This is a genomic window from Bacteroidia bacterium (assembly GCA_037045145.1).
In the GTDB taxonomy this organism is placed as follows: domain Bacteria; phylum Bacteroidota; class Bacteroidia; order AKYH767-A; family OLB10; genus OLB10.
On sequence record JBAOIA010000011.1, the window covers coordinates 1,963,455 to 1,981,077 of the forward strand.

12 protein-coding genes are annotated in these 17,623 nt (G+C 36.3%); 5 read left to right on the forward strand and 7 right to left on the reverse strand.

What is annotated here, in order from left to right:
- Positions 1-2: 2 nt before the first annotated feature.
- From V9G42_09220 to V9G42_09230, 3 genes are all read right to left on the reverse strand, one after another.
- Positions 3-1,235, reverse strand: coding sequence for an NAD(P)/FAD-dependent oxidoreductase (locus V9G42_09220; GenBank protein MEI2759591.1), 1,233 nt, complete (start codon positions 1,233-1,235; stop codon positions 3-5).
- A 77-nt stretch (positions 1,236-1,312) separates the two neighbouring features.
- Positions 1,313-2,842 (reverse strand): NAD(P)/FAD-dependent oxidoreductase, encoded by a 1,530-nt coding sequence (locus tag V9G42_09225; protein ID MEI2759592.1) that lies wholly within the window; start codon positions 2,840-2,842, stop codon positions 1,313-1,315.
- Positions 2,839-6,654, reverse strand: coding sequence for a 1-acyl-sn-glycerol-3-phosphate acyltransferase (locus V9G42_09230; protein MEI2759593.1), 3,816 nt, complete (start codon positions 6,652-6,654; stop codon positions 2,839-2,841). The genes V9G42_09225 and V9G42_09230 overlap by 4 nt, the downstream gene beginning before the upstream one ends.
- A gap of 133 nt (positions 6,655-6,787) precedes the next feature.
- Between V9G42_09230 and hppD the strand changes: the two genes are divergently transcribed.
- Positions 6,788-7,882 (forward strand): 4-hydroxyphenylpyruvate dioxygenase, encoded by a 1,095-nt coding sequence (gene hppD, locus V9G42_09235; GenBank protein ID MEI2759594.1) that lies wholly within the window; start codon positions 6,788-6,790, stop codon positions 7,880-7,882.
- A 25-nt stretch (positions 7,883-7,907) separates the two neighbouring features.
- On the opposite strand, the gene recR is transcribed toward hppD, so the two are convergent.
- Entirely contained in the window at positions 7,908-8,528 is a 621-nt protein-coding gene (recR, locus tag V9G42_09240; protein MEI2759595.1) for a recombination mediator RecR, read from the reverse strand.
- Positions 8,529-8,639: 111 nt separating this feature from the next.
- Between recR and V9G42_09245 the strand changes: the two genes are divergently transcribed.
- Together V9G42_09245 and V9G42_09250 are read left to right on the forward strand one after the other, a co-directional pair.
- Complete coding sequence (locus V9G42_09245; protein ID MEI2759596.1) at positions 8,640-10,103, forward strand: sodium:solute symporter; 1,464 nt, start codon at positions 8,640-8,642, stop codon at positions 10,101-10,103.
- The gene (locus tag V9G42_09250; GenBank protein ID MEI2759597.1) at positions 10,103-11,533 is read left to right on the forward strand and encodes an FAD-linked oxidase C-terminal domain-containing protein; all 1,431 of its coding nucleotides are present in this window, start codon (positions 10,103-10,105) and stop codon (positions 11,531-11,533) included. The genes V9G42_09245 and V9G42_09250 overlap by 1 nt, the downstream gene beginning before the upstream one ends.
- A gap of 3 nt (positions 11,534-11,536) precedes the next feature.
- Here V9G42_09250 and V9G42_09255 read toward each other — a convergent pair whose 3' ends face one another.
- Together V9G42_09255 and V9G42_09260 are read right to left on the reverse strand one after the other, a co-directional pair.
- Positions 11,537-13,852: a UvrD-helicase domain-containing protein gene (locus tag V9G42_09255; GenBank protein ID MEI2759598.1), complete on the reverse strand. Its 2,316-nt coding sequence runs from the start codon at positions 13,850-13,852 to the stop codon at positions 11,537-11,539.
- A 115-nt stretch (positions 13,853-13,967) separates the two neighbouring features.
- Positions 13,968-14,351 carry a hypothetical protein gene (locus V9G42_09260; protein ID MEI2759599.1) on the reverse strand — a complete coding sequence of 128 codons (384 nt, stop codon included), beginning with the start codon at positions 14,349-14,351 and terminating at the stop codon, positions 13,968-13,970.
- Positions 14,352-14,479: 128 nt separating this feature from the next.
- Here V9G42_09260 and V9G42_09265 point away from each other — a divergent pair, with 128 nt between their 5' ends.
- Complete coding sequence (locus tag V9G42_09265) at positions 14,480-14,989, forward strand: DUF4199 domain-containing protein (protein MEI2759600.1); 510 nt, start codon at positions 14,480-14,482, stop codon at positions 14,987-14,989.
- Here V9G42_09265 and rocD read toward each other — a convergent pair.
- Positions 14,986-16,212, reverse strand: a complete 1,227-nt coding sequence (rocD, locus tag V9G42_09270) for an ornithine--oxo-acid transaminase (protein ID MEI2759601.1) — start codon at positions 16,210-16,212, stop codon at positions 14,986-14,988. The genes V9G42_09265 and rocD overlap by 4 nt on opposite strands.
- 165 nt (positions 16,213-16,377) lie before the next feature.
- Between rocD and V9G42_09275 the strand changes: the two genes are divergently transcribed.
- Positions 16,378-17,361 carry a zinc dependent phospholipase C family protein gene (locus V9G42_09275; GenBank protein ID MEI2759602.1) on the forward strand — a complete coding sequence of 328 codons (984 nt, stop codon included), beginning with the start codon at positions 16,378-16,380 and terminating at the stop codon, positions 17,359-17,361.
- The last annotated feature ends 262 nt before the right edge of the window (positions 17,362-17,623 follow it).

Consider the following 17,623-nt stretch of genomic DNA (forward strand, 5'->3'; position numbering starts at 1 on the left):
AATCAAGATTGTTTTTCTTTTATTCTTATAACTTCAGCAAGAGTTGGTATCAGTGTTTTATGTTTTTTTACAATAGGATTCTCAGTATCCCAAACATACCCGGCCAAAACTGAACAAATTTGCTTTTTTATATTTGTATCAATGTCATTTGAATATATGATAGTCTGAAGATCGCCATTATACCATCCGAGAACAAATGTTCTGAATACGTCTATGCCTCTGCGTAATTTTTCTTCGTAGGCTTCAGACCAATTTACCTGTTCTCCATTAAGTGCCTTTTCAGTTAATTTGGCTGCAAGTAATCCAGATCCTGTGGCAAGTGTCACACCGGATGAAAATACCGGGTCTAAAAACTCTGTGCTGTTGCCGCATAATACATAGCCTGGGCCAAACAACTGTTTTGAACGTACTGCATAATTGTGGATTGTGCGTGGCTCAAAAACCAACTGTTCATTTTCAAATCTGCCTGCCAGGTCGCCAAAAGTTCTGATATGGTTTAAAAACTTCTCTCCTTTATTTGCAGCAAACTCATCAATCAACTCAACATTACTCACTACACCTACAGAAGTAGTCATATCACTGAAAGGAATAGCCCATATCCAGGCACTGTTTTCATTAAAAGAGTGGATAAAAATATTAGCACCTGCTTGTTTTGTTCGTTGGGTGTCATGAATGTGGCAAAAAACTGCGCCACGTGGCGGTGTACTCACAGGCTCCTCTAATTTAAATAAACGAGGTAGCACACGACCATATCCGCTGGCATCAATGATGAATTTCGATTTAACAGTATGTGTCTTTCCGAAATTATCTGTGTAGGTAGTTGTTTGTTCATTTGCAGAAGCCTCAACAGAATTTACCTCACATTCAAATTTTACTTCAACGCCCTGCTCAATTGCAGTTGAAATAAGTATGTTGTCAAAATCAGCACGTTTTACCTGCCATGTCCATGACCAGCCATTGCTAAACTGATCGTTAAATAAAAACTCCGTCTTATGTTTCCCTTTATAAAATGCAGCGCCTGTTTTTTCCTGAAATCCATGTTCCTTTATGTTTTCAATAAACCCAACCTCAGAGAGATGGTCCATGCAATGCGGTAATAAACTTTCACCTATCACAAAACGCGGAAATTTCTGTTTTTCCAGTACAAGTACTTTTAAGTTTTGCTTATTCAGATAAGCAGAAGCAACAGCACCGGCCGGACCTGCACCAATAATCAATACATCAACGATTTCCATAATCTCTATCTTGTAATCTATTTTTTTTGCGAAGCAAATGTAGTAGTTATATTTTTTTAAACTACACTAAAAAAATTTTAGGGTTGATTAATTTTTTTAAGTAGCGTTTCTCTATTTGTAAATTCAAAGCATGTTAATAGTGCACTAATAGCTGTCCCTAATATACCATGAAAAACAATGTTTTGACCTGTTAACCACAAGTTAGGGATTTTTGTTTTAGGATGTAACATACTTGATAATGGCGAGTGACTGTTTTTTAAGATTCCGTAAATGGAACCATTTGTGCTGGCCGTATAGTCCTTAAAAGTCAAAGGGGTTGAGCTATAAACATGCAACATAGCTTTTCGTAAATCCGGAAATAAAGTCTCTAACTTTTCAAGTACTTTTTCTTCCTTTTGCCTTTTAAATGCCTGATAGCTTTCACATCGGTCCGAAGGGTGTGTTGTTGTATTGAAACTATCTTTCCACTGTGCAACATCTTCATGCTTCATATAGCACATGACAGAGATTGATTCTGCATAACCTGAACTGTCCAATGGAACAGGAGTAAAGACAAAGAACCCTAAAGGCCAATTGTCTTCAGTGTAATTTATTGTTTCCCAAACATCATCATTAAAAAAATGATAAAGGTTGTAATTGAAATAGGGGAAGGATTTTGGTTTAAAAGTAATTTGTAAAAGAAATGCAGATAAAGTTTGCTCAAGATGAGTTACTCTCTTGACCCATGATTTTGAAAAGTGATTTGCACCAAAAAGTGAAATAGTTTCATTCGGATGAATTGCTGAGATATAATTTTTCCCTGTTATTTTATCACCATTATCAAACAATAGTTGAGAAATTTTATTGTCAGCACTAAATGTTGCACCTGTAACTTGCTTATGCGTATAGATGTCAACACCTTCTTTACGCATGTTTTTTGAAAACTGTTTGATTAATTGTGCACCTCCTGTAATAATTTTATAGCTTCCGCAGATATAATTATTGAAAATTAAAGCATGAACAAACAACGGTGTCTTTTCTTTTACACCTGCATATAACATATTGTTTCCTGCTAATACATTTTGTAATGTTTTATTACTGGTAAGTGACGAAATATATTCCCATGCATTTTCATTCCTTAAATCTTCGTTAATGTAATCATCTGTGATATTATTATTCAGCTCGTATAAAGGAAACTTTTGACAGTACTCCTGTATCTTCTTGCAAAATTGATTTATTGCATGTTCCTCGTCCGGAAAATCTTTACAAAGTGAACTGATGAATTTTTCATAACCCATAGCATGAGCATACTTTCTGCCATCACTAAAACTAATGTAGTCATAGCCATCTTCGTCCATTCTTTTTGTTTGCAAAGTATCTTTTAAACCAAAATAATTAAATAGCTTATTGAGATTTTGTCCTTCATCATAGCCACCAATATAGTGTAGGCCGGTATCGAGAATTTTTTTATCCCGACTGAAAATCTGTAGGCTGCCGCCTAATTGTATATTTTTTTCAATCAAAGCAACTTTATGACCTTCTTTAGCTAAAATATATGCACAACTCATTCCGGCAAACCCACCTCCAATAATTACAAAGTCGTAATTTATATTCTCTTTGATTTTCATTTGCTAAGTACAAAAAGCCGGTTTGATGTTTTTTGGGAATGTTTATGTTCTGCCACTTTCAGGTTGTGCTTTTTTGCAAACTGATAAATATAGTCAGCACTGAAGAAATTGAGATTACTTGTTTTTTTATTAAATGAAAATATTTTTGTTGACAATAACTCTGTAAATTTAGTGTTTCCATGTTTTATATCATCGGTTACGCCATCACGAATAAATATTATTCCACCTGGCAGCAGGGCTTGGATACATTTCTGCAATACTTTTTCCTGACTATCTGTTTTTAAATAATGTAAGACATCATTAAGGAAGATTACCTCTGAAGGTGGAATTTCTGATTGTGTAATGTCTTCAGATTTAAATTGCAAGTTGTCACTTTTATTCCAAACATTATATGCAATTGCAATTTTATCTTCATCATAATCTAAAGCGCTTATTTTTCTTTCACCATTTTTGTAATGAAGATATAAGTCCATAAATCCATAACCACAACCAAGGTCAGTAATCAGTAATCTGTTTCCAATGCAGCTATTATAAAAGTCATAATTTTTCTTTTCGAGGTTCCATTTAATCCTGCCATACCACTCTAATACCGGACCTTTGAAAATGTAGTTGAAATAGACTTTACGCCAGAGGTAATCAGCATCTTCGCGCTCGTCTTTAAACTTTTTATATTGTTCTTTAAAATAGACAGAAATGGATTTCTGTCTGCTTCTGTAATCACTACCCCATTTTAAATCATCGGCATATATTCTTGGCAACGCTTTTACGTTTATGGTGCCATCTTTAACCATCATCTCATTCTTTGGTGAAACATCGCCTGCGCCATGAATCATTATTGGTTGAATATCGGCATTTAGTTTTTCTGCCAGATAAAAGGCTCCTTTATGAAAACGATTGAGATTTCCATCAGAAGAACGAGAGCCTTCAGGAAAAATCATTATGGAATAGCCTTCATCCATTTTAGTTTTAATGTTGGATATGTTCTCTTCTGTTCCATCTTCAGAAAAAATATAGCCAACATAACGTACCACCATTCCAAATAAAGGAGAACGATAAACCCAGTCTTTGGCCATAATAATTACTTTGCGGTTCAACATAAGCATTATCATTATGTCAAGGAAAGAGGAATGGTTGGCAATGATAATTGAAGGCTTTTTGAAATCAAGCTGATCAAGATTGTAAAATTTCTTTTTTACATGAATGCCTGAATACAGAACTGATGCAGCAAATTTAGAAGTCAGAAAATTTACAACCTTTCTTTTGGATTTTACGGGTGCAGGAAAAATACTAATGAGCAACAAAATAGGATAAAATAAAAGACAGCCTGAAATAAAATAAGTGAAGCAGAAAACAGACATGAATAGCTGTAGAAATGAAATAGGATTGTGCCCATTCTTAATTCTTCGTTCAACAAAAAGCTTAAAAATAAAGGGTTGGATAAGAAATGAAATCAGCAAAATACAGCTTATGCCAATAACACTTAGTGCAGCAATAGAATGTATTGCCGGATGCTTTGCAAAATATAAAACTCCGGTTCCAACTATTACTGTTAATGCTGATAATAAAATTGCTGCCTGATAAGATTTTAAATTATCTTTCTTGAATTTGTAGCGATTTAATAAACCATCTGTAACAAAAATGCTGAAGTCGTCACCCAAACCGAAAATAAAAGTTGTGATGACAATATTCACAAAGTTAAATTCAATATTAAACATTGATGAAATGCCCAATATCCAAATCCAACTTATAACCATTGGCATAAATGCAAGTAGAGCAAGTTCAATGCGACCATAAATTATCAGCAATGTAAAAAACACCATGCCTGCAGTGAGATACAGAAGGTAATTAAAGTCGCTACGAACCGACTCAAGCAGTAATGATGCCATTTCGCTGCGGTCAAAAACGGTCAAATTTGGAATATTTTTAAATAAAGCTTTAACAGAGTCCTTTTGTGAAGTTGATACTATAAATGATGAAATAAAGACAGATTCTTTAGCACCTGAATCTACCATTAAGTCTAAGCCTATTGTTTTCAATAAATCTTTAGATAAAGGCTGATAGGTGTTGTTGTCTATCATTTCATGAAATGGGGCAAAAGCATTGTCACTAAAGCCCGTTGTGTTTGCAGCATAACTTATTTGATTATTTACACGCTCTTTATTTGCTTTCCAGAATTGTTTCCAATTTTCCTGACGTTCTTTAAACAACGAATCAGGAATAAAAAAATCGGCTGTGGATACCGTGTTTTTTATAATGTCATGGGTAGTTAAATTTTTTATTAAAGTGCCTGCTTTGTAATTTGCGTCAACTGCAGATTCATAATTTTCAGAAGCGGCAATCAAGTAAATCTTTTTTTCAGTTGAAGGATTTATTCCTGTAAGTTCAGCTTCTTTATTTTTCAACGCTGAAGGATGAAAGCTTAAAGCTTCCACATCGCTGTTGAAACGAATGTTATATGCTTCAAAATAAAAAAACACAGTTATCAGCAGAATGGCAACAATAGCAAATTTAACTAATGATGGATTAATTACCGGTAGCTTGAATAATTTGACAGGTTTATGCTGAGTGTAATCAAAGCGGGTGATAGTGATTATGACAGGTAATCCTGCAAGTGTAAAAAATGCTGAACCAGCTAATGCCATGGATGCGAATAGACCAAAATCGCCTAAAACAACAGAGTTGGTATAGTTTAAGGCAAGGAGTGCTAATACAGTTGTAATACTTCCTGTAAGCAGCGGCACAGTTATTTCTTTTAAAGTCTCCTCAATGGATTTGGTGTGCTGCAGATGTGTGAAAAAGTGAAATGAATAGTCAAGTATGATTCCAATAACAATAGCTCCTGTTGCCAATGAAATGGCTGAAATTTCAGGACGTAAAAATCCCATCGCTCCAAGTGCCAACATGCCGCCAAACACAGCAGGCAGAATAAAAAGAATTGGAATGCTCAGTTTTCTGTAATACAAAACCAAGATGAGCATGATAAGCGATATGGAAAGTATCATTGTCAGGTTGGTGTCTTTCTTTATTTGCACTGCATTTTGAGCTGCAATTTCAAATGTGCCGAAGTGTGATAACCTGTATTCTGAATTTTCACTATTCCATTTTTTTTCTACAGCAGCAAGTTGGTTACTTAATTGGATATTTTTTTCAGCATCACGATTGTCATAATTCAGACGGCCTGTTATAAGAATAGCTTTTTTTCCTGGTGTAAAAATGATGCCATCTTCAACAATATATTTACTGTTGTTGTTTGTTATGCCAATCTGCTTAAAGTATTCTGCGGTAATATTTAAAGGGTCATTCAGAATAAATTGTTTGATAAATAAACCGGATGGATTGGTTAGCTTTTCGTAATTGTTTTGAATAGAAGCAGTAATTGAATCATTCTTTGTTTTTCTTTCTATCAATGAATAATAATTACTGTCAATCAACAAAGGGAAATGTGAAAAGTAATAGTCGTAAACCTCCTGTTGCACATCAGGCCTTACGGCAGTTACGTCACTTAAAAAATTAGCTGCTACAGAATCAATAATGCTTTTTACATGTTCGGCAACATCGGTATATTCATCCGGATTGGAGTCTTTTGATAAAGCTAAAGAAAACACAACCTGATCCGAGATGTTTTTTGATTCAAGAAGAGAATTGAATTTCTGAAATTCCTGACCTTTTGGGAGGATGGCAAATATATTCTCTGTGATGTTTAGCTTTTTAATTCCTGCAATGCTAACAGCAGCAACTAACAAAACAAAGCCTGCAAACAAGATAGGCTTTCTTACAAACAAACGATATAATCCGATAAAAATACTTCCCAAGAAGACTGATTTTAAAACAAAACTTTAAGAGTGCGAATTTATATGAATTATTGTGTCAAACTTTAATAAAGCCTTTATATACTTTCATTTTAAAAATGATTACTTTTGTCTCTCATTCTAATATTAAATCAAAATGGCTGAAGATTTTCTTCCTTTGAACGGAACCGACCACGTAGAACTATATGTAGGCAATGCCAAGCAGTCAGCGTATTATTATCAGATGGCTTGGGGCTATGAACTTATAGCTTATGCCGGACCGGAAACAGGTGTTCGTGACAGAGCATCGTATGTATTACAGCAAGGTAAAATCCGACTGGTGCTGACAAGTGCCATGCACCCTGATAGTGAGATTACAAGACATGTAGCACAACATGGTGATGGTGTTAAGTTTTTAGCTATTTGGGTTGATGATGCCGAAAAATCATTCTACGAAACAATGAGCCGAGGTGCAAAAGCGCACACACAGCCTACTGTTATGAGTGATCAATTTGGTGAAGTAAAAATTTCTGCCATTCATACCTATGGCGATACTGTACATAAATTTGTAGAAAGAAAAAATTACAACGGGGCATTTTTGCCGGGATATTCTCCGGCAAAGAGCAGTGTAAAGACAACTTCTGTTGGGCTAAAGCATGTTGATCATTGTGTGGGCAATGTTGAACTGGGACGCATGAATGAGTGGGTTAAATTTTATGAAGATGTGATGGGATTTAAATTGCTTATTACCTTTGATGATAGCGATATTTCAACAGAGTATTCTGCTTTAATGAGTAAGGTGGTTAGCAATGGTAACGGATATATTAAATTCCCGATAAATGAGCCTGCAGATGGCAAACGCAAATCGCAGATTGAAGAATATATTGAATTTTATCATGGTGCCGGAGTGCAGCATGTTGCTATTGCTACTGATGATATTATTACAACGGTAACGGAATTGCGAAATAGGGGAGTGGAGTTCTTACATGTACCTGAGGTTTATTATGAAGAGGTTTGGGATCGTGTTGGAAAAATTAACGAAGATGTTGCTACCATTAAGAAACTGAATATTTTAGTTGATCGTGATGATGAGGGCTATCTGCTCCAGTTATTTACCAAGCCGGTTCAGGACAGACCAACAGTATTTTTTGAAATCATTCAGCGTTGTGGCGCTAAATCTTTCGGAAAGGGAAACTTCAAAGCTCTTTTTGAAGCCATAGAGCGCGAACAGGCATTGAGAGGGAATTTGTAAGTTTTCTTTGCCGTAAAAAATGGCATTACTTTACCAACGTATTTTCATACGGCACGCGGTTAATCAATGAGCGGCCGAGCGTAACCTCATCGGCAAATTCCAATTCGCCCCCAATGGCTACACCTCGTGCAAGTATTGATATTTTAACTTCCGTGTCCTTTAATCTTTTGGAGATATAAAACACAGTTGTGTCACCTTCCATGGTGGCACTAAGTGCCATTATTACTTCATTTATTATTCCATTAGCAGTTTTTTCAACCAACGAATTAATATTCAGTTGCGAAGGACCAATACCATCCATTGGAGAAATAATGCCCCCAAGTACATGATACATGCCATTAAATTGTGCTGTGTTTTCAATTGCCATAACATCCCGAATATCCTGCACAACACAAATTACACTGTTATCCCTTCTTGGATTTGCACAGATGGCACATAAAGTATTTTCAGAAATATTATGACATTGTTGGCAGTAAACCACCGATGAACGTAGTTGTATTACAGCATTACCCAAACGCTCCACATCAGCAGGATTTTGTTTAAGTAAATGCAATGCAAGGCGCAATGCACCTTTACGACCGATTCCGGGCAGGCGCGATAGTTCGTTAACTGCCTCTTCCAATAAACGTGACGGATATTGCTCCACCTGAAGTAAATTTAAATGATGTTGTCAAATATACGTTGTTTAAAAATACCATCTTGCTTACTCTGTCAAAGCTTTTCAAACAGTTATTCTTGTATTCTAAATCACAAGCAATTGAGTCCTGTATTAATTTTATCAGTGGTTTTGGTTTATACCATTCTACTGTTTGCTATTACATTTTACACTTCTCGTAATGCCGACAATCAGAGTTATTTTGTTGGCAACAGAAGTTCACGATGGTATGTTGTTGCTTATGGGATGATAGGCGCTTCATTATCTGGTGTTACATTTATGTCTGTGCCTGGTGATGTAGGAACAGGAAATTTCTCTTACTTTCAAATGGTACTTGGCTATCTGTTAGGCTATGCTGTAATTGCTTTTGTCTTACTGCCTGTTTATTACCGCATGAATTTGACTTCAATTTACACCTATCTGAAGTCGAGACTTGGAGAGAAAACTTATAAAACAGGTGCATTCTTCTTTATTCTTTCGCGAGTTGTTGGTGCTTCTTTCAGAATGTATATTGTGGTATATGTATTGCAGCTTTTTATTTTTCAGGCCTGGGGTGTTCCATTTTGGGTAACTGTCCTGGTTTTTGTCTTGCTGATACTTTCATACACGTTTAAAGGTGGTGTAAAAACTATTGTATGGACAGATTCATTGCAAACAACTTTTATGTTGCTTTCGCTTTTCATCTCTGTATATCTTATAGCCAAAGATCTTGATTTTAGTTTTGGTGATGTACTTTCTTCAATTAAATCAAGCCCATATTCAGATATTTTTGTTTGGGACTGGAAGTCGAAAGTGTTCTTTCCAAAACATTTTTTTGGAGGTATGTTTATTGCCATTGCTATGACAGGGCTTGATCAGGAAATGATGCAGAAAAATATCAGTTGCAGAAATGTTGGTGAGTCGCAAAAAAATATGATGACATTTAGTATCATTTTAGTTTTTGTGAACTTTATTTTCCTGTGTCTTGGTGCTTTGTTGTATATTTTTATTCAGAATCAGGGTATTGTTATTCCCGAACGCACAACAGATGATTTGTTCCCTACAATTGCAATGCATTATTTGGGCAACTTTTCAGCGATATGCTTTATCATAGGTCTCATTTCTGCGGCTTACCCTAGTGCCGATGGTGCTCTTACTGCTCTTACGGCTTCTGTTTGTATAGATTTTCTTGGCTTTGAAGAAGGTAAATACAATGAAGTGCAAAAAACAAGAATCAGAAAAAGTGTGCATATTATTTTTGGTGCTGTATTACTTGGTGTTATTGTTTTGTTTCATGCCATAAATGATCAGGCTGTGATACGTCAGATATTCAGAGCTGCCAATTACACCTATGGCCCGTTGCTCGGCCTTTTTGCTTTTGGAATTCTTACCAAAAGAAATGTAATTGATAAGGCAGTACCTGTAATTGGAATATTGTCACCTGTAATCTGTTATATCGTTGATGTCAACACAGTTCAGTGGTTTGGTGGATATAAATTCGGGAATGAGTTAATTATTCTTAATGGGGGCATCACCTTTTTGGGCTTACTTTTGTTAACCAAAAATAAAACCGCAACACAATTGTAATGGAAAATCTGAAACAGAATAGTGATGGCAAGTCGTATAATGTTGTCACAGAAGAAATACTTGAAAAACTAAAGGCTATTTGTGGTGAAAAGTTTGTTGCCAGTGATGATGAATCATGCACAACGTATGGCAGTGACGAAACCGAAGATTTGTTTTTTAAGCCTGAAGTAGTAGTAAAGCCGGCTGATGCCAAACAAATTTCAGCAGTTTTGAAACTTGCTAATAAGTATTTTATTCCTGTCACACCACGAGGTGCAGGCACCGGTTTAAGCGGTGGTGCACTACCTGTACATGGCGGTATTATTATAGCAACCGAGAGGATGAATAAAATTATTGACATTGATGAAAAAAATCTTCAATGCACTGTCGAAACGGGTGTAATTAATCAACATTTACGCGATGCTGTAGAAGCCAAAGGATTGTTTTATCCTCCGGACCCGGCCAGCAGAGGCAGCTGTTTCATTGGAGGAAATCTTGCAGAATGTAGTGGCGGACCAAAAGCGGTGAAATATGGAGTTACTAAAGATTATGTACTGAATTGTGAGGTAGTGCTTCCAACCGGTGAAATAATTTGGACCGGTGCTAATGTGCTGAAAAATTCAACGGGATATAATCTGACTCAGTTATTGATAGGTAGTGAAGGAACTTTAGGTATTATAACAAAAGTGGTGTTAAAGTTAGTGCCATTACCAACAGAAACGTTGTTGATGTTAATCCCTTTTCGTTCTGCCGAAAAAGCATGTGAAGCAGTTTCAGCAGTATTCAGAGCAGGAATTACACCATCTGCAATGGAGTTTATGGAGCGTGATGCCATAACGTTTGTGATGAAATTTACAGATGTGAAAGTTCCGCTTAAAGATGATCATGTTGCACATTTATTGATTGAAGTTGATGGCAACAACAAAGAGGTTTTATTTAAGGACTGCGAAAAAATTTCGGAAGTCATGTATCAGCACGATTGTGATGAAGTAATGTTTGCAGACAGCGCTCAACAAAAAGCAGACCTGTGGCGTGCAAGACGTGCTGTAGGCGAAGCCGTAAAGTCGCATTCTGTCTATAAAGAAGAAGATACTGTTGTGCCTCGCGCTAAATTGCCTGTGTTGCTTGCAGGTGTAAAAAAGATTGGGAGCAAATATGGTTTTCGCAGTGTTTGCTATGGTCATGCCGGAGATGGAAATCTGCATGTGAATATTATTAAAGATGGCATGACTGATGAAGAGTGGAATCAAAAATTACCTCTGGGTATTCATGAAATCTTTGAACTTTGTGTTTCACTGAACGGAACTATTTCCGGTGAGCATGGTATAGGATGGGTACAAAAAAAATATATGGCTATTCGTTTTTCAGAAGTTGAAATTGCGCTTCAAAAAGGAATTAAAAAACTCTTTGACCCCAATAATATTTTAAATCCTTCAAAAATATTTACCTGAATTTTATTCAACAATTTTCAGTCGTGCATATTTCAAAAGCAATTGTTTTTGACCTTCACCTTCAAAATTTACGGTAGCTTTCATGTCAGGCAGATTGCCTTCCAACTGCATCACTTTTCCTTTGCCAAATCGTTGATGTAATACACTCATACCAATTTCTATTCTTTTTGGATCGTCAGGAATAAAATTTTCAAACAGTTTCGGATCGGTTTGCCTGGCAACAGGTTTTTTAACCACAGGCTTAAGATTGTTTTTAGTAAAACTATTAGTGCTGAAACTAGGGATGCCATTGCCTTGTCTTATTGCTGAAGGAGACATCTTAGTGTCACTAACCGGTAATGTATCTAAAAACTCCGGATTAATTTCTTCAAGAAAGCGACTGGGTTCGCAGCCTGTTAATGTCCCCCAACGATAACGTGTCTTTGCATAACTTAGCGTCAGACGCTTTTCTGCTCTGGTAATGGCAACATAAAATAAACGCCTTTCTTCTTCTAATTCATCACGCGAGTTAACAGCCAACTGCGAAGGGAATAGATTTTCTTCAAGCCCCGTAACAAAAACTTCTTTAAACTCCAGCCCCTTGGCCTGATGAATGGTCATCAAAGAAATTTTGTCGTCATTATTATCATCAGTTTCTGCATCGGTGAGTAAGGCAATGTCTTGCATATATTCACTCAGCAATCTTATTTCTGATTGCGCCAGTTCTGATGATGGTGCTTCCAGCGGTGTCTGTGCACCGTCACTAAACTCTTTTATGCCGGCAAGCAACTCCTGAATATGTTCGTATTGACTGACTCCTTCTGCAGATTTATCATTAAACAACTCTTTCAGCAATCCACTTGATTGTGCAATATGACTTGCCACATCAAAAGCATTTTGAGTTTTTGCTAATACAGAAAAACTTTCCAGCATGGTAACAAATTCATTGATTTTTGTTTTTGTTCCTGATGCGATATCAATTTCACGGTCGTTTATATCTTGCATCACATCCCATAAAGTGCATGTACGTGCGTCAGCAAGAACTACAAGCTTTTCATAAGTAGTTTTACCAATGCCTCGTGTAGGGTAGTTGTATATTCTGTCGAGTGCTTCCTCGTCATAAGGGTTAATGGTAAGACGGAAATAGGCAAGCAAGTCTTTAATTTCTTTTCGTTTATAAAATGACAAGCCACCAAAAATGCGGTAAGGAATATTTAATTTTCGAAGTGCTTCTTCCAAACTACGCGATTGTGCATTTGTGCGATAGAGAATGGCGATGTCTTTATTTTTAAAATGAAGATTCATCTTGTCTTCAAATATTGCCTGTGCCACCTGAGCGCCTTCCTCATTGTCACTCAAGGCACGTAGTAATCTTATTTTTTCGCCTCCGGTATTTTCTGTCCAAATGTCTTTTTTAAGCTGATTTCTGTTGTTGGCAATCACGTTGTTGGCAGCACTTACAATAGTTTTTGTACTTCTGTAGTTCTGCTCCAATTTAAATGTCTTTAAATCCGGATAGTCTTTTTCGAAATTGAGAATGTTTTGAATGTTTGCTCCTCTGAAAGCATAGATGCTTTGTGCATCATCACCCACTACGCAAATGTTTTCATTTGCGGCTGCCAGTTTTCTGACAATAATGTACTGTGCATAGTTAGTATCCTGAAACTCATCAACCATTATATATTTAAATTTATTCTGATACTTCGACAATGCGTCAGGGTGATTTTTCAGAAGTAGATAGGTGTTAAATAATAAATCATCAAAATCCATGGCATCAGACTGCTTCAATCGTTTTTGATAAATTTCATAAAGCATACCTATTTTTGGCTTACCCGACATTTTATCTTCATTGGTCAGTTCGGAATGATTTACATAATCACCTACAGAAAACAAATTATTTTTTGCTGACGAAATTCTGTTGAGTACCAAAGAAGGCTTATAGGTTTTATCATCAAGGTTCTGCTCATTGATAATTTTTTTCATCAAACTTTTTGAATCATCAGAATCATAAATAGTAAAATTTGCCGGGAAGCCTATTTTCTCAGCCTCAATTCTTAAAATACGTGCAAAAACAGAGTGAAAAGTGCCCATCCAGAGATTTAAAGCATCATGACCAACTTTTTCCATGATTCGGTTTTTCATTTCCCGGGCAGCTTTATTTGTAAAAGTCAAGGACAGGATATTAAATGGGTCAACCTGATTGTTTATCATGTGAATGATTCTGTAAGTAAGCACTCTGGTTTTTCCCGAACCTGCTCCTGCAATAATCATACTTGGTCCATTCATGCACGCAACAGCGTCACGCTGCGATGGATTTAATTCATTTAAATAATTACTCATAATGAAATTTACTACTCTTCAAAGATAAGGTATGCTTTGGTTCTGAAAATGAAAACAGGGTATGTTTTTTCATACCCTGCTATGGAAAACTTCTTAATTAAACTTAAGCTTTTGATTACATATATTTTCTCAGAAAAGAATAATAATCATGTTTCAGGTCAACATAAATATGCTCAAAAGTCTTCATCCGTTCGCGAAGCGAAATTTCTACTTCAATAATCTGTTGTGATAATTTTCCGCCCTTACTCACAGCCTCAAATTCTTCGTCTAATTTATTTTCAAATTGCTTTACATCATGATGCAGCAAGTCTATCTGATCCACCTGAATGATTACCTGATTCTGAAAATGTTCAGCTTCACGAAGTATATCTTTGTTCGTATTGCTTACAACTACATGAGATAGATGTTTACGCCAAAATCTCAATTCATTCTTATAAAAATCAAGTGCCTTCAGCCATTCGAGTAATTCAACATGGTTCATTTCAATTTTTGTTATCATAAATAATATTCTTTTATTGCTGCTAAAATAGCACATTTACAACTTGTATTAGTTGCTGTCATAATAATATATTTCGTAGAATACTTTAAAAAACTAATTTTGCCGTATAAACATTAAATCAGTTCATAATGAAATCATTCGTCAAATATGGAATTATAGGATCTCTGCTTGCTTTTGCATGGACATTGGTCGGTTATGTTTTAGGTAACGAAACTCAGGAAAAGCTCAAATGGGTTAGTATGCTGGTGATGATTGTAATTGTAGTGTTTTGTTTTTGGACGGTCATCAATCAGGAGAAAAAAGCTAATGAAGGTTTTATTTCTTTCAGTCGGGCATTTGGTCTGGCTTTTAAAACCGGTTTGGTATTGGCTTTATGTAGTTTTGTGTTAACCTATTTGTATTTTAATTTTATAAATCCTGAATATATAAATTTTGCTATTCAAAAAGCACAAGAACAAATGCAGGAGCAAGGTTTGACGGATGAGCAAATTGAGATGTCAATGAAAATGCAGGCAAAGTTTATGACACCGGCTGTAATGTCAGTGTTTGCATTTATTAGCTCTATAATAGTTTATGTAATTGTAGCATTAATAATGGGTGCAATCATGAAAAAAGAAAACCCCAATGAGATGAATTAAAATTCACTTATTGTTTTCTTGATTATTGCAATACATTCAAAAAGCTGTTCTTCTGTCATCACCAATGGTGGTGTAAATCTGATAATATCACCATGAGTGGGCTTGGCTAAAATGCCATTTGCTGCCAGTTTCAAACAAACATCCCATGCATTTTTCCCTTTATTTGGTTTTATTACAATAGCATTCATCAATCCTTTACCTCTCACCGTGGTAAGCATTTCATGTTTAAATTTATTTAACTCATCACGAAGAATTTTTCCAAGGTTAGTAGCATTCTCTGCGAGCTTTTCATCAAGAATTACCTGCAAAGAAGTTTGTGCAACAACACAGGCTAATGGATTTCCACCATAGGTAGAGCCATGTTCACCGGGCTGTATGGTAAGCATAATATCATCATTTGCTAAAACGGCACTCACAGGAAGCATACCACCGCTCAAAGCTTTTCCAAGAATCAAAATATCTGGCTTTACGTTTTCATATTCGCAGGCAAGCATCTTCCCTGTACGAGCCAACCCTGTTTGGATTTCATCAGCAATAAACAAAACATTATTCTGCTTACACAATTCTGCTGCTTTCGACAAGTAGCCATCATCAGGAACTACAACTCCTGCCTCACCTTGTATGGGCTCAACAATAAAGCCTGCTACGTTAGGGTCGGAGAGGGCATCTTCCAATGCTGCCAGATTGTTATATGGAATAATGACATACCCGGGTGTAAAAGGACCATAGTTTGTTGATGCTGTTGGGTCTGTAGAGGCAGAAATTATTGAAATAGTGCGTCCATGAAAATTTCCTTCACAAAAAATAATTTTTGCCTGATTGCGAGCAATATCTTTGTTCTTATAGGCCCACTTTCTGCAGAGCTTAATAGCTGTTTCAACAGCTTCTGCACCCGAATTCATCGGCAACAGTTTATCATAGCCAAATAATTTGGTCACATACTTTTCATACTCTCCAAGTTTGTCATTATAAAACGCTCTGGAGGTAAGTGCTAACTTTCCTGCCTGCTCAACTAACGAAGCAACAATACGTGGATGACAATGTCCTTGGTTTACGGCACTGTATGACGATAAAAAATCAAAATACTGTTTGCCTTCAGTATCCCAAACAAAAACACCTTCGCCACGACTTAACACCACCGGTAGCGGATGATAGTTATGTGCGCCATAACGCTCTTCCAGTTCAATAAAATAACTTGCTCCGATAGTTGTTTCCTTATTCATCTTCTTTATAAAAAATTGTCTTTTGCAAATTTAATCAATTGCCACAACTTTAAAATAAATGCATCAAAATAATGGTACTCATTATATCTTCAAAACATCATATCAATTCAGGCAAACATATCAAATCAAATAAAAACAACTATTTTTAACGCTTCAACATTTTACATGAAAAGAAAAGCTTTTTCAATTGCCTTACTTTTTTGCATCATCAGTTTGTTGGTTTACGGCTGGGGATTTTTCGCGCACAAGCGTATTAATAAAATTGCTGTCTTTACTTTACCCTCACAATTAATGCGTTTCTACAAAATTAACATTGATTTTATTGAAGAACATGCTGTTGACCCCGACAAAAGACGCTATGCTGTAAAAGAAGAGGCCGCACGTCACTACATTGACCTCGACCGTTATGGCGAATCTCCTCTCGACAGTCTTCCTAAAAACTGGAAAGCTGCAGTCGAAAAATACACCAAGGACACACTCATGGCACATGGCATAGTGCCCTGGCATATTAATATAATGCTTGGCAGACTCACCGAAGCGTTTCGGAACAAGGACTACAATAAAATTCTACGCTACTCTGCCGACCTTGGACACTACATTGCAGATGCACATGTGCCGCTACATTGCACACAAAACTACAATGGGCAACTAACCAACCAGGTGGGCATACATGGCTTTTGGGAGTCGCGTGTACCCGAACTTTTTGCCGATAATTATGATTACTTCGTAGGTAAAGCGCAGGTCATCGAAAAACCTATGGACTATATATGGGAAATTATCAGACAAAGTTTTGCTGCAAAAGATTCTGTACTGCTCTTCGAAAAGGAACTCAACGCCAAATTCGATACAGATCGTAAATATGCATTCGAACAGCGTGGTACCAACATGACGCGTGTCTATTCTGTTGATTACTCCAAACAATATGAGGAAATGCTTAATGGTATGGTTGAGCGCAGAATGCGACAAGCAATCATTGCCGTAGGCAGCTTCTGGCTCACAGCATGGACCAATGCAGGGCAGCCTAATCTTGATGGCATCGAAAAAATTGTCGTCAGCGATGAGATGAAAAAAGAAATAGAAGCCGAAGACCAAATGTGGCGCACAGGTAAGGTACTTTCACCGGGCGGTCATACCGATGATGATCATTGAGTTTTTGAAGTGCCCATTGATTAAACAGATTCAATTTTTGCTCACTTGACTTGTCTGTTTTTTTCCGGCTCTATCTAATATCAAAAAATACAGTTTAATCAATGCAATTATTTTTTTAAATATTTAGATAAGGTGCTGTAAATATTGTGCAGCATGACAGTGTTTAAAATTTTGTTTTTTCCTGCCAAAAGTTCGTCATTGCAATATATAAAATATATTTTAAGTTTCCACAATTTCTAGCAAGACCGTATGGTTTTTCAAC